This window comes from Streptomyces kanasensis, assembly GCF_043077165.1.
Taxonomy (GTDB): domain Bacteria; phylum Actinomycetota; class Actinomycetes; order Streptomycetales; family Streptomycetaceae; genus Streptomyces; species Streptomyces changanensis.
Genome location: NZ_JBIBSF010000011.1, coordinates 149,331 through 167,382, shown reverse-complemented (window position 1 = coordinate 167,382; position 18,052 = coordinate 149,331). Strand labels below are relative to the sequence as shown.

The window sequence follows — 18,052 nt, the reverse complement described above, 5'->3', positions numbered from 1 at the left end:
ACAGGGCCCCGATTGCTGACAGGAACCAGCTGTGATGTGGGTCACGGAGCGGCGGGAGCGCCGCCCGCCGGTGCTCGCGCCGAGGCCCGCGGAGCCGACCGACGGCAGGCTCGCCGGTCCGGCCGTCCCGTCGGCGACCCCGGACAGCCGCGCCGTCGGCACCACGAGCGTCCCGAGGGACGCGGCCTTCGACCGCGCCGGCCGCACGGCGACGCACGATCCGCACGGCCCCGGAGACCCCGATGCCCGTACGACCCGTCGGACGGGACGGTTCGGCCGCCTGCCGCGGGGGTGGTCGTCACACCGCCTCGGTCCGGCACCTGCCGCTCCGGTCCGCCTCGCGCGGCGGGTCGGCGCGGAGCACGCCGGCAGCCGCGGCCGCCACCGCGCAGAGCGCCACGGGCAGCAACAGCGCGAGGTTCAGGGGAACGAGATGGGTCAGCGGGCCGATCACGGCGGGTCCGGCCAGCATGCCGAGATAGCCCAGCCCCGCGACCCGGGAGACATGGGCGCCGGCCGCGTCCTCGTCGGCGTGTCCGGCGGCGCTGAAGAACTGCGGGACGCAGCCGGACAGTCCGAGCCCGAACACCGCCCATCCCACCAGCGCGGGCGCCACCCAGGGCGACAGCGCGGCGACGGCCAGACCGACGCCCGCGGCGGACGCGCCGTAGCGGACCACGAACACGGGTCCGGTGCGGGCGGCGACCCGGTCGGTGAGCAGCCGGCCCACCGTCATGGCCGTGGCGAAGGCACCGTAGGCGAAGGCCGCCGTGGCGGCGGGCGCGCCGAGCACGTCCTCCAGGTGCAGCACGCTCCAGTCGTTGGCGACGCCTTCGCAGAGCATGAGCAGCAAGGCCAGCACGGCCAGGGCCCACACCCGTCGGGGTGTCCGCCGCCGCCCGGCCGGGCGCGCGCCGTCACCGGCGGCCGCCGTGCCGTCGGAGCGCGCGCCTCCCCCAGTGGGGACGGGCGGACCCAGGAGGGCCGGAGTGGCGCAGAGGGTCACCACGAGACCGGTCACGGCGACGGCGGTCAGGGTCACCCCGAGGTCCCAACCCCAGGTGACGAGCCGCGCGCCGACCAGCGCGGCGAGGACGCCGCCCAGGGAGAACACCGCGTGGAACGCGGACATGACGGGTCGGCCGTATCCACGCTCCACCTGGACGGCGTGGGTGTTCATGCTGACGTCGAGACAGCCGTTGCCGAATCCCAGCAGGAACAGCGCCGCCCCGAGGGTCGCCGCGTCGACGGCCAGGGCCGGCAGCACCACCGCCGCACTGCACAGCACGGCCCCCGCGGGCACGACCCGGCGGGCGCCCACGCGGTCGGTGAGGCGGCCGCACAGCTGCATCCCGGCGAACGCACCGGCGCCCAGCAGGAGCAGGAGCCACCCCAGCACGGCATGACTGATCCCGGTACGGGACTCGACCGCGGGGATGTGGACGATCCACGCGCCCATCACGAAGCCGTTCAGGGCGAAGAAGGCGAACGTGGCACGCCGGGCGGCCTTCAGGGATGCATTCATGGCGGCGAGCATAACGAACAGCCTGAACGTTCGATAGGTTGACTTTCGCACATGGAATGTGTGCAATCTCCTCATGGGAACCACTGAACGACACCGCCGGATCGCAGCCGCCGTCCGGGAGGCGGGCGAGCTGAGCGTGACCGAGCTGGCCGGGCTCGCCGACTGCTCCGAGATGACGGTGCGCCGCGACCTGGAGGTCCTGGCGGAACAGGGCGTGCTGGAACGCTTCCGCGGCGGTGCCCGCAGTCTGCTCCTCCGCGGCGAGGAGCCGCCGTTCGGGCTGCGGGCGCAGGAGGGCGTGGACGTCAAGCGCCGGATCGCGGCGGACGTCGCCGCGCTGATCGCCGACGGCGAGTCCGTCGTCATCGACAGCGGGACGACGTGCCTGGAGGTCGCCCGGGCGCTTCGCGACCGCAGCGTCACCGTCATGCCCCTGTCGCTGCACGCCGCCAACGCGCTGACCGGCGCCCCGTCGGTGCGGCTGCTGCTCCCGGGCGGCGAGCCGAGGCCGGGCGAGCTGGCGTTGACTGGGCCCCTCACGGAAGCCTCCCTCGCCGCGGTCCGCTTCGACACGGCCGTCATCGGCTGCTGCGGCCTCACGGGCGAGGACGGGCTGACCGCCTACGACCTCGCCGACGCGGCCGTCAAACGCGCCGCGATCAGATCCGCGCGGCGTACCGTCGCCGTCGCCGAGGCGGCCAAACTCTCCCGCACGGCCCTGGCGTTCGTGGCGCCACCCACCGCGCTCCATGCCCTGGTCACCGACGAGACGGCGCCGACCGGGGTGACCGACGCGCTGGCGGCGGCCGGCGTCATCGTACGGAAGGTGTGAGACGGACCATGACATCTCCCGGCACGGTCCTCTTCGACCTGTTCGGCGTCATCGCGCGGCACCAGTCCCCGGACCTGGGCGCGGTGCTGGTCTCGACCTCCGGGGCGGCCCCGCCCGCCTTCTGGGACGCGTACTGGCGACTGCGCCCGCCGTACGACCGGGGCGAGCTGACCGGTCCGGCCTACTGGCGCGAGGTGGGGACGGCGCTGGGCGCGCGCTTCGACACCGCCCGGATCGCGACGCTCATCGAGACCGACGTCCGCAGCTGGAGCGCGGTCGACGGGGAGATGGTCACGCTCGTCGAGGAACTCGCGGCGGCGGGCCGGCGCCTCGGTCTGCTCTCCAACATCCCACCGGAGCTGGCCTCGCACTACGAGGCGCACCACGCCTGGCTGAGGCACTTCGATGTGTGCGGGTTCTCCTGCCGGATCGGTCACGCCAAACCCCGTCCGGGCGCGTACGCCTGGAGTGTGCGGGCGCTGGGTGTCGAACCGGCGGACGTCCTCTTCGTGGACGACAGGCAGGAGAACGTGAACGCGGCGCGCGCCGCCGGCCTGCGCGGTGCGTTGTTCACCGGCCCCGCCGCACTGCGCGCGACACTGCGGGAGCACCGGCTCGACGCGGCCGCCGAAGGCCCGCACCGGACGGACGGCTGACCGCCTGGGCCACACGGCCGCGCGGGACAGGGTCCCAAGGGGCCGCCCTACCGGAGGAGGGACCGCGCGAACGCGGTCCCTCCTCCGGTTTCCTCAGGCCGCGGTGGAGCCGCCGGCAAAGGCGGCGCGCAGGTAGGCGGCCGCCTGGTCGAGGGCGCGGCCGCCCGCGTCGAGGGCGCCTGACATGGCGAAGAAGCCGTGGGCCACCCCCGGGTAGCGCGTGGACTCGACCGGGACGCCGCTGTCGCGCAGCCGCCGGGCGTACTGCTCGCCTTCGTCGCGCAGGGGGTCGTACTCCGCGGTGATGACGAGAGCCTGCGGCAGACCCGCGTGGCAGGAGGCGCGCAGCGGGGAGACGAGAGGGTTCCCTCCCTCCTCGGGGGAGGTCAGGTAGTTGTCCCAGTACCACTGCACGGACTTGTCGTTGAACAGCAGCGCGTCGGTGTTCTCACGGCGCGACGGAGTGTCCGCGTGGTAGTCCGTGTTGGGGTAGACGAGCAGTTGGGCCAGGAGGGCGGGGCCGCCCGCGTCCCGTGCCAAGAGGGTCATGGCCGCGGCGAGGTTCCCACCGGCGCTGTCGCCTCCGACAGCGATGCGCGACGGGTCGCCGCCCAGACGTGCGGCGTGCTCCGCGGTCCAGCGCAAGCCCGCGAAACAGTCCTCGACCGCGGCGGGGAACTTGTTCTCCGGTGCCAGGCGGTATCCCACCGCGACGGTGAGGCAGCCCGCCGCGTTGGTCAGGCTCCGGCAGATGGCGTCGCTCGTCTCGATGCTCCCCAGCGTCCAGCCGCCGCCGAAGAAGTAGACGAGGACCGGGAGGGGTCCGTGGTCGGCCCCGGGCCGGTAGACGCGGACGGGCAGTGTTCCGGCGGGGCCCGGTATCACCTCGTCGAACACCTCCCGCACCGGCTCGGGGGTTCCCGCGGCGTCCTGGACGGCGGCCAGGTCCGCCGCCCTGGCCTCGGCGAGAGTCATCTCGTACAACGGCACGACGCCTTGTGCGGCACGCTGGTCGTACAGGGCTCGTAGCTGCGGATCGAAGGTCATGCTCTCTCCCGTCCGGTCCGCCGACAGTGCGGCGGACCGTTCCCGGCCGCTGACCGCCGCGGGCGATCAGGGCGCCGTAACGCGTCGAAGAACGTACCGGTCAGAGGGGGTCCAGCGGACCCAGGCCCAGGGCGTCCAGCGTGTGGTTCGCCATCCGCAGGTGGCCGACCGCGTTCGGGTGGACCGGGTCGTCGAGCCACGGGATGGGATCGGCCTCACCGTGGTGCTCCCGCCAGTGGGCCTCGTGGTCGACGAGCAGGGACCCGGTGTCCTGCGCGATGTCCCGTACGGCCTGGCAGTACGCCGGCAGTGCCGCGCGCCGCTCCCGGCCCGAGACACCGACCAGCGCCGGTGTCTGCAGGACGACCTGCGTCCGCGGGCCCGCCCCGGAGACGATCCGGCGCATCGCGTCGTGGAACTCCGGCAGGCCCTCCTCCCCGGCGAGGCAGTCGTTGGTGCCGAGGGACACGGACAGCACGTCCGGCTCGAACCGGCCGATGAGGCGGTCGTGGGCCGCGAGGACGTCGACGGCGCCCCACGCGGAGACACCGCTGTTGACCACGGTGTCGGTGAGCCGGCCCAGCTGCCACCGAACGCGCTCCTGCAGGTGCTCGACCCAGCCGCGGGCCCCGTGGGTGTGCAACACGCCCTGGGTGATGCTGTCCCCGGTCGCCACCCACGTCATGGGCCCGTCCACCAGCCTGATCATGCCCGCCCCCTCCGACGGCGGCCACCGCGCGCCCCTGACGACCGCGGCGCGTCCCACCGTCAGGCCATGCTGCCCTTCCAAGATCATGTGTGCAATACGAGCTCGGCGGCACCGGACACGACCGCCCCGAACGGTTGCCAGCCGCGGCAGGACCCGATGGGCTCGCCGGGACCGGCCGGCGCGGCCGCCACCCCTCGTCGCGGAGACCGGCCATGGCGCGCACGCGGACTGGCGCCATGGGCGGGCGAGGCCACGGAATACCCCGGCCCACAAGAGAGTTGGGCCTGTCATGCCACAAGGCCCCGCACCCAGATCCCTGTCCGACGAAGCCCTCTCGACCCTGCTGGACCACCAGCAGTTCGGCACCCTCGCCACCAACAAGCGCAGCGGCCACCCGCACCTGACCACGATGCTCTACCAGTGGTCCCCCGACACGCGCGTCCTGCGCTTCTCCACGACCGCTGACCGCGTCAAGGTCAAGCACCTGCGCCGCGACCCGCGCGCGGCCCTGCACGTCTCGGGGGGTGACGTGTGGTCCTTCGCCGTCGCGGAGGGCCGGGCGGAGGTGTCCGAGGTGACGACCGTCCCGGGGGACGCCGTCGGGCGAGAACTGCTCGCGATGGTCCCTCGGGCCGCGAGGCCGAGCGACGAAGACGCCTTCCTCACGGAGCTCGTCGCCGAGCGCCGGGTCGTCATACGATTGGCGGTGGAACGGCTGTACGGCACGGCGCTCGACATCGACGGCTGACGCCGGCCGCTTCGGCACCGGCCGCACGGCGGGCTGCTCGACCACGCGGCGCGCGTCGCGTCCGGGACGCCCTCGGCGCGGAACCCGGCGCGGGGAGGAACACCACCTGCGTCCTCGTCCGGCGCCACCGCCGGCCGGCGTCCGGCGCGCCGAAATTCGGCTGCGTCGGTACCCGTCGGGCGCTCAGACTGGGCGGGCCCGCACGGTCGTGCGGGTGCCGACCGGCCGTCCGGCGTGCCGGACGGGCCCCGCGCAAGGCACAGGAGCCCCTCGCTTGCAGGCAGCCGTCACCGTCACGCCCGCCCGGATCCCCGAGCTGCTGCTCGGCCTCGCGACCGTCCGCCCCGTCTTCCTGTGGGGCGCGCCCGGCATCGGCAAGTCGTCCCTCGTGCGCGGCTTCGCCGAGTCGCTCGGCCTGGAGTGCGTCAGCCTGCTCGGCACCCAGCTCGCGCCCGAGGACCTCATCGGCGTCCCGCAGATCCGGGACGGCAAGTCGGTCTTCTGCCCGCCCGAGGCCATCGCGCGCGACGAGCCGTACTGCCTCTTCCTCGACGAGCTGAACGCGGCGACGCCCGACGTGCAGAAGGCGTTCTACTCCCTGATCCTCGACCGCCGCGTCGGGAACTACGAGCTGCCCGCCGGGTCCATCGTCATCGGCGCCGGCAACCGCGCCACCGACAACGCCCTCGCCCGGCCCATCGCCTCGGCGCTCGTGAACCGTCTCACGCACGTCCATCTGCGGGCCTCCGCCGCCGACTGGCTGGTGTGGGCGGGTGAGAACGGCATCCACCCGTGGGTGACCGACTACGTCACCGACCGGCCCGACCACCTCTGGTCGCAGCCGCCCAAGACCGAGGAGCCGTTCTCCACACCGCGGTCCTGGCACATGCTCTCCGACGCGCTGCACTCCTTCGGGCCCACGCTCGACGAGGACACCCTCAAGATCGTCGCGCACGGCACGCTCACCCCCGCGCACGCCGTCTCCTTCTGCGGCTACGCCAAGATCGTGCGGCACTCCCACGGCATCGACGCCATCATCAAGGGCGACGCCGGCTGGCCGAACCGCATCGAGGACCGCGACCTGCTCTACTACCTCGCCGAGGCGTTCCGCGGGCGTCTCATCAGGGAACTCCCCGCGACGAAGGACCAGATCCCGCCCGCCCTGCGGCAGACCGCGTACCGGGCCAAGTCGCTGCTCGTCCAGCTCGCCGAGATCTCCGTCGAGGTCGCCCAGACCGTCATCCGGGACGACGAGGACGGGCAGCCGGTGCTGCCCGCGTGGTTCCTCGTCGAGGCCGCCCGTGACATGCCCCGGCTGGTCGAGGCCCGCCGGTGAGCCGAGGTGCGAGGACGGCCAAGGGCCGGCGCGACGACCCGGCAGGGGAGGCGTTCGCCGCCGGACTCGCCCTCGTCAAGCGCCACCCGGCCCTCGCGGCGCTGGACGCCGAGATCTGCCGCACCCGCGACTGCGGGCTGAGTCCCCGCCACGGGCTGGCCGTCGTGGACTCCGACGGTCGCGTCCACGTCCACCCCGACCGCCGCGCCGAGCCCGCCGCGTGGGCGTGGGCCCTCGCCCACTGCCTCATCCACCTCGGCTTCGGCCACGTCCCCGCCCGCCAGGAGAGGCGCGCCCAGCCCGACCGCGTCGAGCTGGCCGCCCGCTGCGCGGTCGTCAACCGCTTCATGCTCACCCAGCACATCGGCCGGCCCCCCGAGGACCACCCGGTGACGTTCCCCGACGGCGACGAGGAGCAGCTCGCCGCCCGCTGGCGCAAGACCGGTGTCCCCGCCGCGCACGAGCGCCGCGGGACGGCGGGCGACGCACCCGACCAGGTCCTCGTGCCGTGGCCGCGGGAGCGGACCGCGCCCGACTGGCAGCTGGTCTTCGCCCGGGCCCTGACCCGTACCGTCTCCGCGACCATGGAGGTCGCAGGCGGGCGGCGCGACGCCGTCACCGGCGAGATCCGGGCCAAGCAGCCCTGGGAGCGGGCGCTCGGCTGGTTCGTCTCCTCCTACCCGCTGCTCGGCGGCATCGCGTCCGGCATGACGCTGGTCGCCGACGCCGAACTGGCGCGTGCGTACGGCATTTCCATCGCCGCCGTCGACGCCACGCTCGGCGAGATCCACCTGAACCCGCTGCGCCGGTACGAGGACGAGGAGTGGCGGTTCGTCCTCGCCCACGAGATGCTCCACGCCGCGCTCCGCCACGGCGACCGGCGCGGCGCCCGCGACCCGTACCTCTTCAACGTCGCCGCCGACTACGTCGTCAACGGCTGGCTCGTCGAGATGGGCGTGGGCACCATGCCCGAGGGGTTGCTGCACGACCCGGACCTGAAGGGCCTGTCGGCCGAGGAGGTGTACGACCGGATCGCCACCGACGCCCGCCGGATGCGGCGCCTGGCGACCCTGCGGGGCAAGGGGGTCGGCGACATCCTGGGCGAGCCCCTCGGCGGGCGGCCCCGCGACTACGTGGACCTGGACGAGTTCTACCGGCGCGGCCTGGCCCAGGGTTTCGACCTGCACGTCAGCGGGGGGCGCGGGCTGCTGCCGGCCGGGCTCGTCCAGGCCATCCGGGCCCTCAGCCACCCGCCCGTGCCGTGGGACGCGCGGCTGGCCCGCTGGTTCGACGCGTACGTACCCCGCCCCCAGCCGGTGCGCAGTCACGCCCGGCCGGCCCGCCGCCAGGCGTCCACCCCGGACATCCCGCGCGCCGGCCGGTACTTCCCGCCCGAGGAGATCGCGCGCTGCACCTTCGGCGTCGTCCTGGACACCTCGGGCTCCATGAACGCGCAGCTCCTCGGCAAGGCGCTCGGCGCCATCGCCTCGTACGCGCAGGCCCGCGACGTGCCGGCCGCCCGTGTCGTGTTCTGCGACGCGGCCCCGTACGACGCCGGGTACCTGCCGCCGACGGAGATCGCCGGGCGGGTACGGGTCCGGGGCCGCGGCGGTACGGTCCTCCAGCCGGGCGTGGACCTCCTCCAGCGGGCGGAGGACTTCCCACCCGAGGCGCCGGTGCTGATCATCACGGACGGGTACTGCGACGTCCTGCGCGTCCGCCGCGAACACGCCTACCTCGTCCCGGACGGCGCGACGCTGCCCTTCACCCCGCGGGGGCCGGTGTTCCGGCTCCGCTGAACGAGCGGTACCCGGGCGGCACGGGCGGACACGGGCGGCACCCGGGCCTCCCGCAGGCGCGTGCGGATGATCGGACGGGGCGGTGCCACGCACCGTCGTCCTGCTCGGGCCCGCCCGGATCGGGCGCCGATCCCGATGCCCGGCAGCCTAATCGGCCGAGCCACGGCGGGAGCGCGCCATCGAGCGGACGAGTAGGTACACGCCCGCGACCACCAGGACGATCACGCCGACGGAGACCAGGTACAGCATCCCGTCCACGACGGAACCGACGATGATCAGAGCGGCGGCGCATGCGAGCAGGACGAGAAAGAGGGTCACGGTTCCGCGCCTCACAAGGTGGGTGGCGGCAGGTTGTCACCTCACCCTCAAGGGTAGGCGCAACCCGCGGTGACGGCCCGTGGAGCCCACCCGGTCACCGGCCGGGGCACGCCCTCGTCATCATGCGTCACGCACGGCACAGGACCGAGGTCACTCGGACCGTCCCCGGGTCGCGTCAGTGGCGGAAGCCGTCCTTCGCGCCCTCCTTGGCGGCACGGGCCCTACCCCGTGCTTCCAGTGCGGCACCCTTGGCAGCCGTGGTGTGCTGACCCATCGCATGAGCCAGCTTTCGCACGGCCTTCCCGACGACCTGCTCGGTCGTGGCCTTGGCCTTCTCCCCGGTGCTCATGTCGGTCCCTTCGTCGACGCCCTAAGGTGCGCCTGCCCCTCGATCCGGGGCGGAAACGAACGCCCCGGGGCGGACGGCGGTCCGGGCCGGTCGGGAGCCGAGCGGCCCGGTGACGCGGTCCGGTCGGGCCGCTTCGGAGCGGGAACGGCCGGAGGTCGGACAGGGCCGCGAGGGACACGTCGACCGCAGCCAGGCGGCAGCCTACGGGCACGGCGGCGCTCATGACGGACGACAGCGTCGGCCGCGGTGCGCGGGGTGGCGGCCGGAAGTGAGCCCCGCTCCGCCCCTGGCACCGCGGCCGGTGTCGCCCGTCCGGCTCCTCACCGTCGACGGCGCCGACCAGGACGGGGACGTTCTTCCTCCTCCTCTTCGGGGCCTTCCTCGTCCGGGTACTCCTGCTCCTCGTCCGCGTACTCCTGATCGGCCTCCTCTTGGTCGGCCTCCTCGTCGTCGGCTTCGCCTACGTCTTCGTCGACGTCGTCTTCGTCTGCTTCCTCTTCGAGCTCGTACGGTTCCTCGCCCTCCTCGTAGCCCTCTTCCTCGTCCTCGTACTCGCCCTCTTCACGCTCGTCTTCCATCGCCTCTTCGTGTTCCATCGCCTCTTCGTGCGTGCGGACCACCTCACCGTCGCGGATCTCGCCACGCCAGCCTTCCGGCTCGTCGGTGGTGAGCGACACGTGGCGGAGGAAGTGCTTGAGGTCCAGTCGCAGGCGGCGGCCCTGGGCGCGCCAGAGGTTGCCGGTCTTCTCGAAGAACCCGGACGGGTAGTACTCGACGACCGCGACGATGCGGGTCAGGGAGGGAGTCAGTTCGTGGAAGCTCACACAACCGCGTGTGGTGCCCTTGGCGCCTTCGGAGGTCCAGACGATCCGCTCGTCGGGAATCTGCTCCTGGACCGTGGCCTTCCAGCCACGGGTCGAGGGGCCGACCTTCACCTTCCAGTCGCTGGTGGTGTCGTCGTTGCGCGAGACGTCCCGTACGCCTTTGGCGAAGCCGCTGAAGTCCTCGTACTGGGACCAGTGGTCGTACACCGTACGTACGGGCAGGCCGACGTCGAGGAACTCCACGATGTTGACGACCTTGCCGCCGCTCTTGCGGCCCTTCTTGCCCTTGCCGCCGAACATCTGGGAGACACCACCGGTCACTTTGTCCTTCAGGCCCGACAGGCCCTGGCCCGCCATGGCCTTCAGGGGCGAGTCGCCCTGCATCATCCGCCCGCCGATGCCGGCGATGTCGGAGAACTTCCCGCCGCTCTCGGCCACGTCGCTGAGCTGGTCCGTCACATCACCGAGTTTGTCGGTCGCCTTGTCGGCGAGCTGTCCCGCCTGCGCTGCCACGAAGTCGGAGAGTTCCCCGAGCAGCCTGTCCAGCCCTGACTTGGGTGTCTGCGCGTCGGCGCGGTCTGGCTGTGGCATGACCTACCTCCGTGCGGACGGCCTGCGGCCCGTCGTCTTCTTGGCCGCGGTCTTCTTGGCCGCCGTCTTCTTGGCCGCCGTCTTCTTGGCCGCCGTCTTGCGGGCGGGACTCTGCGCTGCGGTCTTCTTCGCTGCAGCACCTCGGGTCGGGCTCTGCCGCGCCGTGGTCTTGGACGGCGAGGACTTGGCCGTCTTCTTGGCGGCGGTCTCGGAGGATGCGGCCTTCTTCGCGGCCCCGGCTTTCGCCGGTGTCTTCCGCGGCTCGGCCTTCTTCGACGTTGCCTTCTTGGCCGTTGCCTTCTTGGCCGGCGCTTCCTGGCGGGAGGTGCTCGGTCGCCGCGGGGCCCTGCGGGCCGGAGCGGCCTCCTCATCGGTCTGATGCCGCGTCGGAGTGCGACGACGTCCGCGAGGGGCGGGGGCCTCTTCCTCTTCTTCCGGTTCCTCTTCCTCTTCTTCCGGTTCCTCTTCCTCTTCTTCCTCTTCCTCTTCCTCCTCTTCCGCTTCAGGCGCCGCTTCTTCCTCCTCCTCTTCGGGCTCCGGCTCCTCCTCTTCACCTTCCGGCTCTTCGAAGCCCTGCTCCTCGTCCTGCTCCTCGCCCGCTTCTTCGAACTCGTCCTCGTAGGGCGCTTCTTCGTCCGCGGTGTCCTCCTCGTCGACGCGACTGAGATCGAGGGTTCGCTGGTGCAGCGAGTCGGCGAGTTCCACGAGCTTGCGGTTGGCCGCGACGCTCAGCGCCTTCTTGCCTGCGTCCATGGCCTCGCCCCGCAGCTGGTCGCCGACGTCCGCGAACTGCGGCATCTCCTTGAGCTTGGTGAGGCCCTGCGTCATGAGCTGGCTCGGCTCGAGTCCGAACCGCCGGCCGGCGAGATAGGTCGCCACGGTGAACGCGAGGCGGCCCTTCTTGGCGCGCCCCAGAACGTAGCCGCCGGCCACAGCGGCCGCGAGCGCGACTTTGGTGGTGTCTTGCATGAGCTGCTTTCCCTTCACCAGGGCGCTTGCGGGCTGTACGAGCCGCCCGCACAAACCGTCCGAGTCCACCTCGGACCGTGCCGGCCGCCGTGTTCTGCCCTGCCGACCCGAAGGCCGCCCTGACCAGGCGGCCGCACATCGCCCCGCACTCACATACAGGGCATAACGCCTATATGCTGACAGTATAATTTCAGTAAGCGGCGTCCCCCAATGGAGCGAAACATGGCCGCAGCCGAACCGGCACGTCCCCGCAGAGTCCGGCCCCGACAGGCCGACGGCGCCGATCAGGAAGGGCCGCCGGCACGCCGCCCTCCGGCTCGAAAGGCGGCGAGGCCGCCCGACGCCGCATCGGCGATGCGCTCGGCAGCCGAGCAGCTGTCACGACTCCTCGGCCGGACCCCTGACTCCGTCTCCTCCCTCAAACCCACCGAGGAGGGATGGGAAGCGCAAGTGGAGGTGATGGAACTGGAACGCATCCCGGACACCACGAGCGTGATGGCCAGCTACCGGGTCGAGCTGGGCCGGGGCGGGCAGCTCATCTCCTACGAGCGGACACGCCGCTACAGCCGAGGCATGATCGACCGGCCGACCTGAGGGGAGTCCGGCCCGGAAGGGAGGCGCCATGACCATGGTGCCGCAGACCGCCAGCAGTATGAGCAGGAGCGACGGAGGAGGTGGCTCCGGCAACCTCTACGACGTCCTGGAGCTCATCCTCGACCGCGGTCTGGTCATCGACGTCTTCGTCCGCGTCTCCCTGGTGGGCATCGAACTCATCAAGATCGACGCGCGGATAGTGGTGGCCAGCGTGGACACGTATCTGCGCTTCGCCGAGGCGTGCAACCGGCTGGACCTGGAGGCCGGCCGTAAGGCGCCCGCACAGCTGCCCGAGGTCGTGGGAACGGTGATGGAAGGCGGCGCGCGGGGCAAGACGAAAGGGGCCCTGAGCGGGGCCGTCGACGCCGTGACCGAATCCCTGACCGGTCGCACCGCCCGGGACGAAGTGGTCGACGAGGAGGAAGAGGCCGCGGAGGAAGCCGTCGCCGCCAAGCGGCGTCGGCCCGCCCGACGGCCGGTACGTCGGGAGAGGGAGTGACCGATGGCCCTCTACGTCTACTCCGTCACCGCGGGCACCCACCCCCACCGGCTCGACGGCCTGACCGGTGTCGGCGAGAGTCCCTCGCCACCGCGCACGGTCACCGCAGGACCGCTGGCCGCGGTGGTCAGCGACGTCACGGAGGAGATCCGGCCCAAACGCCGGGACCTCGCGGCTCACCAGGAGGTGCAGGAGCGCCTCATGGCCGACGGGACGGTCCTACCGCTGCAGTTCGGGTACACCGCCCCGGACGACCTCGCCGTCAGGCAGGCCCTCGAAGACGCCGCGGACGACTACCTCGCCGCTCTCGGGCGCCTCACGGGGTGCGCCGAGTACCACCTGAGGGCCTCCCAGGAGGAGGAGCCGCTGCTGCGCCGGATCCTGAAGGAGTCCGAGGAGGCGAGGGGGCTCAACGATCGCATCCGCTCCGGCGTTGCCGATCCGCGGCTGCCGGTGGCCCTCGGTGAACTGGTCGCCCGGGAGGTGGAACAGCGGCAGGACGCCCTGGCTGCCTCACTGGTCGAGGCGCTGCTTCCCTTCGCCCGCGAGCACGCCGTCCATCCGCATTCCGCCCCCGACTTCCTCAACCTTTCCCTGTTGGTGTCCGACGGGAGCAAGGACGATTTCCTGACCGCACAGGCCGACCTGGCCGACCGGACCGACGACGGTGTCGAGCTGCGGCTCACCGGCCCCCTACCCCCGTACAGCTTCGTGCAGTGACCGACGGCCGGGGCGTGCCCGGCGGCCCTTCCGCAGAGGAGGACGAAGACCATGGGACTGCTCACGCACCTCCTTACCCTTCCGGTCGCGCCGCTGCGCGGTGTCGTCTGGGTCGCCCAGCGGGTCACGGAGCAGGCCGAGGCGGAGTACTACGACCCGGCTCCTGTGCGGCGTGAACTCGCCGACCTGGAGCGACGCCTGGTCAGCGGTGAGATCGACCAGTCGACGTTCGACCGCCGGGAGGACGTGCTGCTCGACCGCCTGAGCGAGATCGCGGAGTTCCAGCAGAGGATGCCCTGATCGGAAAGCGAGACCGCAACCGTGTCCGAGTCACTCCCCGACCCACCGAGGTCCTTCTCCTCCCGTGCCGCCCCGATGCCGTACGGGCAGGGCACCTCCAGCCTTGCCGACATCCTGGAGCGCGTCCTCGACAAGGGCATCGTCATCGCCGGCGACATCCGCATCGATCTCCTCGACATCGAACTGCTGACCATCAAGCTCCGGATCCTGATCGCCTCCGTCGACAAGGCGAAGGAAATGGGCATCGACTGGTGGGAGTACGACCCTTCCCTCTCCTCACGGCACACCGGCAGTCCCCTCGAGCTGGAGAACCGCCGGCTGCGCGCCGAGCTGGCCGCCCTCCGGCACGAACAGCTCGGCGAGCCGGGGACGGTGGCACCTCCCCCCGGGCGGGAAGCGGGCGACGGGACCTTCCGAGGACCGCGATGACGAACCCATATGTCGACACGCTCACCTACGTGTACGCCGTCGCCCGGCACACCGGGACCGCGGCCGGGAGCCGGACCGGCCTTCGCGGCCTCGGGGGCGCCCCCGTCGTCCTCCTGACCGGCCCGTCCGCCGCCGGCCGAAGTGCCCCCCTCGTCCTCGCTGCCAGCCCGGTCCCCGAGCGCGACTTCAACGAGCGAGCGCTCAAAAAGCACCTCGAGGACCTGGAATGGCTTGAGGACACCGCCCGCACCCACAACGACGTCGTACAGGCGCTGGCCCTGCACACCACGGTCCTTCCGCTGCGCCTGGCCACCGTCTACGAGGACGACGACCGCGCCCGCCAAGCCCTCGCCGCCCAGCACGACACCTTCGCCGAGCGAATCGCCCTGCTCGACGCGCACATGGAGTACGGCGTCAAGATCTACCTCAAGCCCGCCGCGGCTCCCGCCGGTCCCGGAGTCGGCAGCGACACGGCTCCTACCGACAGCGGCACGGCTCCTCCCGTCAGCCCGGGCAAGGCGTACCTCCGGCAGCGCAGAGCCCAGCACACCGCACGGGAGGCCGTCTACGAGCAGGCACAGGAAGCCGCCGCGACGATCGAAGCCGTCGCTTCCCGCTACGCCTCCGGGCGGGTACGCCACCCACCCCAGCGCGGCGCTCTGACGGGGCCGGCGGAGAACGTCCTCAATGACGCCTACCTCGTCCCCGACGGGCGGGCGGCAGGGTTCCGGGCCGACGTCGAGGAAGCCGTCAGGGCCTTCCGCGACATCCACGTGGAAGTGACCGGCCCTTGGGCCCCCTACTCATTCGCCATGCCCCCGTCCCAGGGCGACCGTCCGGTGGCCGAGCAGGGTCGCACCCCATGACCCCCCTGGAGCCCGGTCACGCACTGCCCGGGCGGCAGGTGGCGCTGGTCGACCTCCTCGACCGGCTCCTCAGCGGCGGTGTGGTGGTCACCGGTGACATCGTGCTGTCGATCGCCGACATCGATCTCGTCCGCATCTCACTGCGGGCCCTCATCGTGTCCGTCAGCTCGGAGAACCCCGGGCAGGCACGTCAGGAGGTGCTGCCGGAATGAGCGAACGCTCCCGACGACCTCCCCACCCCCTCCCGCCGACCGATCGGGCTCTTGAGGACGTCGGCGACACCATGTCGCACGCCTTCCGGCTTGTCCGGACACCGCCCCCGTCCCCGGACGCCCCTCCACGGCCGGCCCGCCGTGTCCACACCGACCGCGACACCGTCGAGGAGGACCTTCTCAAACTGGTCCTCACCCTGGTGGAACTCCTTCGTCAGCTCATCGAGCGCCAAGCCCTGCGCCGCGTGGACGCCGGCGACCTCTCCGAGGAACAGGAGGAGGAACTGGGGGCCACCCTGCTGGCCCTCCATGACCGGCTGGCCGACCTGTGCACCCAGCACGGCTACACGCTGGACGACCTCAACCTCGACCTCGGCCCGCTCGGCCCTCTCCTCCCACCCCACGGCTGAACACCCCCGCCCGGTTCCTCCACGCCCTCCACACGTCCGCGGACGGACGTCGGGCCCGGATCCCGCAAGGGCGAGCGGCCCGGACCGTGGGCGTGCCACGACCGGCGCGACGGCGGCCCGGCCGGCATCCGGCTAACCTGCCGATCATGTTCATCATGGAATTGACCTACACAGCGCCCATCGAGCGCGTCGAGGAACACCTCGCGGCACATGTGGCCTGGCTGGACGGCCTGTACGAGGAGGGGGTCGTGATCGCCTCCGGCCGCAAGGACCCGCGGGACGGCGGGGTGCTCGTCGCGGCGGGCATCGACCGTGCCCGCGCCGAGCGGATAGCGGCGGCGGACCCCTTCACGACGGCCGGGGTGTGCGCGTACCGGATCACGGAGTTCATCGCCACGAAGACGGCGCCCGCGCTGGAGCGGTACAAGGAGCAGCTCCCGGGGTGACGGTCGGGAGCGGGGGTGGTCGGCGGCCGGCCCCCGGTCGCCCGCACCGGCCGGTCGCCCGCACCGGAGCACGGCTTCCCACGCGGCGCGGCGTTCCGGACGGGCGGGGGGCTCTCGCGCCGCGCCGGGCCCTCGGGCCCGCCCAGGGGTCACGTCCAGAAGCGTCCGTGGTTCGGGCACGTCTGGCCGGTACCGCCGCAGGTGTCGCAGGTCCTGCCCCGCCGCCCCCGGCAGTACGGGCAGTTGACGACGGGTACCCGGTCCTTGCGGCACGTGGCGCCGCTGCCGGACCGGCCCGCGCTGAACAGGTCACCGCCGGTCGTGACGGCCCAGTCCTTGCCGTGCCGCGGGCACCGCTGCCCCGAGGTGCAGCGGCCGCAGCCCCGGGAGCAGCACCGTTCCAGACGCTGACCGCACGTGCACGTGATCTGCCCCATCACTGTTCACCCTTCCTTCCGTCGTGTCAGGCGATGGTCCAGCCCCGGGTGCGTACGCTGCACCGCTGGAACACCAGCGCCAGGCCGCCCGTCAGGCCCATGGCGTTGCCCATCCAGCGGGTGATCGCTCCCATCCGCCGGTCGAAGTACGCCTCGCCGGTGCAGCCACCGGGGGTGGGCGTGAGGTCGACGTGGAACGTGAAGTAGGTGTCGATCGTGTTGCCCGCGGTCACCGTGATGCCGCTGGTGTCGAAGCGGCTGAGGTAGACCGCCGCCTCCACGCCGGGCGCGGACACGGCCGGCGAGGGGGTGCTGAGCTGCTCGGCCACGCCGTTGAAGAGGACCTGCAACGTGTCCTCGACCGAGTGCGGCGAGTCGAAGCCGCCGACCCGCTTGCTGAACCTGCCCATGTGCGTCCTCCTGGTGTGGTGCGATGCGTCCTCGGCTCCGCCCCGCGGTCCGCCGCTGCGGCGGACCGGGCGTCGTGCGGGCCCGGTCCGGCCCACCTTGACCGCGCGGCGGTACGCGCGTCTGTCCCCGGGGACGGGGACAGACGCCGGGCGTCCACGGGTGGTAGACCTGTCCCGTCGGCCGTGAGTCCGGCCGGGCGGCCGGCGGGCCGCGAGGGGGGCGCCATGAGCGACGCACGGGGACCGCACACCGGCGACGACCGCGCGACCGGACCGCGTCTTGCGGCAGTCGACGACCATCCGGTCATCCTGCACGGCATCCGGGCCTGCCTCGCCGGTTCGGCGCCCGAGATCGACTGGGTGGGCAGCGCCGGGACCGTCGACGAGCTGCCGTCCCGGGTGACGGCGCTGCCGTCGGTCGTCCTGCTGGACATCGAGCTGAACGACGGCAGCGACGTCGCCGCCAACGTGCGGCGCCTGCGCGGATGGGGGCCTCGGGTCATGCTGTTCAGCCGCGAGCACCGCCCGGTGGTGGTGCGTCGGGGCATCGAGGCGGGAGCACTCGGACTGGTGCTGAAGGAGGATCCGGACGCCCAACTCGCCGAGGCGATCCGGGCGGCGCACGCGGGCACGGCGTACGTATCGAGCCGGCTGGCCCACCAGATCGTGCACGACCGGCGCGGGAAGGTACGGCTGAGCGAGCGTCAGCTGGAGGTGCTGGAGCTGCTGGCGCGGGGCTTCAAGCCGCCGGCCATCGCCCGCCGTCTGTACCTGAGCGAGGAGACGGTCAAGACCTACCGGCGGCGTTCCATCGAGGCGTTCGCACAGAACGAGGGCACCGGGCCGGCCAGCACCGCCGAGCTGGTGTACCGCTCGATGGTGGACGGTCACATCGACCTCGACCCGACCGGCACGGGCACGGGCACGGGCACGGGCACGGGCACGGGCACGGGCACCGAGCACGGTCCTCTCCCCCACACGGACGCCGGTGAGCCCGGTGCGTCCTGTGCGGACGCCGCCGGGTGA

At 72.4% G+C, this 18,052-nt stretch carries 24 protein-coding genes; 15 read left to right on the top strand and 9 right to left on the bottom strand.

The window, feature by feature from the left end; genetic code table 11:
• Nucleotides 1-298 precede the first annotated feature (298 nt).
• Nucleotides 299-1,525 (bottom strand): MFS transporter, encoded by a 1,227-nt coding sequence (locus tag ACF053_RS25715; protein ID WP_391956134.1) that lies wholly within the window; start codon nt 1,523-1,525, stop codon nt 299-301.
• Nucleotides 1,526-1,598: 73 nt separating this feature from the next.
• Here ACF053_RS25715 and ACF053_RS25710 point away from each other — a divergent pair, with 73 nt between their 5' ends.
• Nucleotides 1,599-2,357: a DeoR/GlpR family DNA-binding transcription regulator gene (locus ACF053_RS25710; RefSeq protein ID WP_391956133.1), complete on the top strand. Its 759-nt coding sequence runs from the start codon at nt 1,599-1,601 to the stop codon at nt 2,355-2,357.
• An 8-nt stretch (nt 2,358-2,365) separates the two neighbouring features.
• Nucleotides 2,366-3,013 carry an HAD-IA family hydrolase gene (locus ACF053_RS25705; protein WP_391956132.1) on the top strand — a complete coding sequence of 216 codons (648 nt, stop codon included), beginning with the start codon at nt 2,366-2,368 and terminating at the stop codon, nt 3,011-3,013.
• Between the two features lie 93 nt (nt 3,014-3,106).
• On the opposite strand, the gene ACF053_RS25700 is transcribed toward ACF053_RS25705, so the two are convergent.
• Nucleotides 3,107-4,060: an alpha/beta hydrolase gene (locus ACF053_RS25700; RefSeq protein ID WP_391956131.1), complete on the bottom strand. Its 954-nt coding sequence runs from the start codon at nt 4,058-4,060 to the stop codon at nt 3,107-3,109.
• 100 nt (nt 4,061-4,160) lie between these two features.
• Nucleotides 4,161-4,769 carry an SGNH/GDSL hydrolase family protein gene (locus ACF053_RS25695; RefSeq protein ID WP_391956130.1) on the bottom strand — a complete coding sequence of 203 codons (609 nt, stop codon included), beginning with the start codon at nt 4,767-4,769 and terminating at the stop codon, nt 4,161-4,163.
• 289 nt (nt 4,770-5,058) lie between these two features.
• Here ACF053_RS25695 and ACF053_RS25690 point away from each other — a divergent pair, with 289 nt between their 5' ends.
• From ACF053_RS25690 to ACF053_RS25680, 3 genes are all read left to right on the top strand, one after another.
• Entirely contained in the window at nt 5,059-5,517 is a 459-nt protein-coding gene (locus tag ACF053_RS25690) for a PPOX class F420-dependent oxidoreductase (protein WP_391956129.1), read from the top strand.
• 274 nt (nt 5,518-5,791) lie between these two features.
• Nucleotides 5,792-6,853 carry an ATP-binding protein gene (locus ACF053_RS25685; RefSeq protein ID WP_391956128.1) on the top strand — a complete coding sequence of 354 codons (1,062 nt, stop codon included), beginning with the start codon at nt 5,792-5,794 and terminating at the stop codon, nt 6,851-6,853.
• The gene (locus tag ACF053_RS25680) at nt 6,850-8,652 is read left to right on the top strand and encodes a vWA domain-containing protein (protein WP_391956127.1); all 1,803 of its coding nucleotides are present in this window, start codon (nt 6,850-6,852) and stop codon (nt 8,650-8,652) included. Before ACF053_RS25685 ends, ACF053_RS25680 begins: the two co-directional genes overlap by 4 nt.
• Before the next feature lie 147 nt (nt 8,653-8,799).
• Here the strand turns inward: ACF053_RS25680 and ACF053_RS25675 are convergent, their stop codons facing one another.
• From ACF053_RS25675 to ACF053_RS25660, 4 genes are all read right to left on the bottom strand, one after another.
• On the bottom strand, nt 8,800-8,970 hold the full coding sequence (locus tag ACF053_RS25675) for a hypothetical protein (protein WP_391956126.1): 171 nt from the start codon (nt 8,968-8,970) through the stop codon (nt 8,800-8,802).
• 175 nt (nt 8,971-9,145) lie between these two features.
• The gene (locus ACF053_RS25670; RefSeq protein ID WP_391956125.1) at nt 9,146-9,319 is read right to left on the bottom strand and encodes a hypothetical protein; all 174 of its coding nucleotides are present in this window, start codon (nt 9,317-9,319) and stop codon (nt 9,146-9,148) included.
• A gap of 320 nt (nt 9,320-9,639) precedes the next feature.
• A complete protein-coding gene (locus tag ACF053_RS25665) occupies nt 9,640-10,734 on the bottom strand; it encodes an SRPBCC family protein (RefSeq protein ID WP_391956124.1) in 1,095 nt (364 codons plus the stop codon).
• A 3-nt stretch (nt 10,735-10,737) separates the two neighbouring features.
• Entirely contained in the window at nt 10,738-11,703 is a 966-nt protein-coding gene (locus ACF053_RS25660; protein WP_391956123.1) for a histone H1-like repetitive region-containing protein, read from the bottom strand.
• A gap of 222 nt (nt 11,704-11,925) precedes the next feature.
• Here ACF053_RS25660 and ACF053_RS25655 point away from each other — a divergent pair, with 222 nt between their 5' ends.
• From ACF053_RS25655 to ACF053_RS25615, 9 genes are all read left to right on the top strand, one after another.
• Nucleotides 11,926-12,297, top strand: coding sequence for a gas vesicle protein GvpO (locus tag ACF053_RS25655; protein ID WP_391956122.1), 372 nt, complete (start codon nt 11,926-11,928; stop codon nt 12,295-12,297).
• A 28-nt stretch (nt 12,298-12,325) separates the two neighbouring features.
• A complete protein-coding gene (gene gvpJ / locus ACF053_RS25650) occupies nt 12,326-12,796 on the top strand; it encodes a gas vesicle protein GvpJ (RefSeq protein ID WP_391956121.1) in 471 nt (156 codons plus the stop codon).
• A gap of 3 nt (nt 12,797-12,799) precedes the next feature.
• The gene (locus ACF053_RS25645; protein WP_391956120.1) at nt 12,800-13,516 is read left to right on the top strand and encodes a GvpL/GvpF family gas vesicle protein; all 717 of its coding nucleotides are present in this window, start codon (nt 12,800-12,802) and stop codon (nt 13,514-13,516) included.
• Nucleotides 13,517-13,567: 51 nt separating this feature from the next.
• Nucleotides 13,568-13,816, top strand: coding sequence for a gas vesicle protein GvpG (locus ACF053_RS25640; protein WP_391956119.1), 249 nt, complete (start codon nt 13,568-13,570; stop codon nt 13,814-13,816).
• Between the two features lie 75 nt (nt 13,817-13,891).
• Nucleotides 13,892-14,245 (top strand): gas vesicle protein, encoded by a 354-nt coding sequence (locus ACF053_RS25635; RefSeq protein WP_391956233.1) that lies wholly within the window; start codon nt 13,892-13,894, stop codon nt 14,243-14,245.
• Nucleotides 14,242-15,111 carry a GvpL/GvpF family gas vesicle protein gene (locus tag ACF053_RS25630; protein ID WP_391956118.1) on the top strand — a complete coding sequence of 290 codons (870 nt, stop codon included), beginning with the start codon at nt 14,242-14,244 and terminating at the stop codon, nt 15,109-15,111. Before ACF053_RS25635 ends, ACF053_RS25630 begins: the two co-directional genes overlap by 4 nt.
• A complete protein-coding gene (locus ACF053_RS25625; RefSeq protein ID WP_391956117.1) occupies nt 15,108-15,323 on the top strand; it encodes a gas vesicle protein in 216 nt (71 codons plus the stop codon). The genes ACF053_RS25630 and ACF053_RS25625 overlap by 4 nt, the downstream gene beginning before the upstream one ends.
• Nucleotides 15,320-15,733, top strand: coding sequence for a gas vesicle protein K (locus ACF053_RS25620; RefSeq protein ID WP_391956116.1), 414 nt, complete (start codon nt 15,320-15,322; stop codon nt 15,731-15,733). The genes ACF053_RS25625 and ACF053_RS25620 overlap by 4 nt, the downstream gene beginning before the upstream one ends.
• A 146-nt stretch (nt 15,734-15,879) precedes the next feature.
• Nucleotides 15,880-16,179, top strand: a complete 300-nt coding sequence (locus ACF053_RS25615) for a YciI family protein (RefSeq protein ID WP_391956115.1) — start codon at nt 15,880-15,882, stop codon at nt 16,177-16,179.
• 149 nt (nt 16,180-16,328) lie between these two features.
• On the opposite strand, the gene ACF053_RS25610 is transcribed toward ACF053_RS25615, so the two are convergent.
• Both ACF053_RS25610 and ACF053_RS25605 read right to left on the bottom strand, forming a co-directional pair.
• Entirely contained in the window at nt 16,329-16,616 is a 288-nt protein-coding gene (locus ACF053_RS25610; RefSeq protein WP_391956114.1) for a hypothetical protein, read from the bottom strand.
• Nucleotides 16,617-16,642: 26 nt separating this feature from the next.
• Nucleotides 16,643-17,026 carry a hypothetical protein gene (locus ACF053_RS25605; RefSeq protein ID WP_391956113.1) on the bottom strand — a complete coding sequence of 128 codons (384 nt, stop codon included), beginning with the start codon at nt 17,024-17,026 and terminating at the stop codon, nt 16,643-16,645.
• Between the two features lie 225 nt (nt 17,027-17,251).
• On the opposite strand from ACF053_RS25605, the gene ACF053_RS25600 reads away from it, so the two are divergent.
• Nucleotides 17,252-18,052: a LuxR C-terminal-related transcriptional regulator gene (locus tag ACF053_RS25600; RefSeq protein ID WP_391956112.1), complete on the top strand. Its 801-nt coding sequence runs from the start codon at nt 17,252-17,254 to the stop codon at nt 18,050-18,052.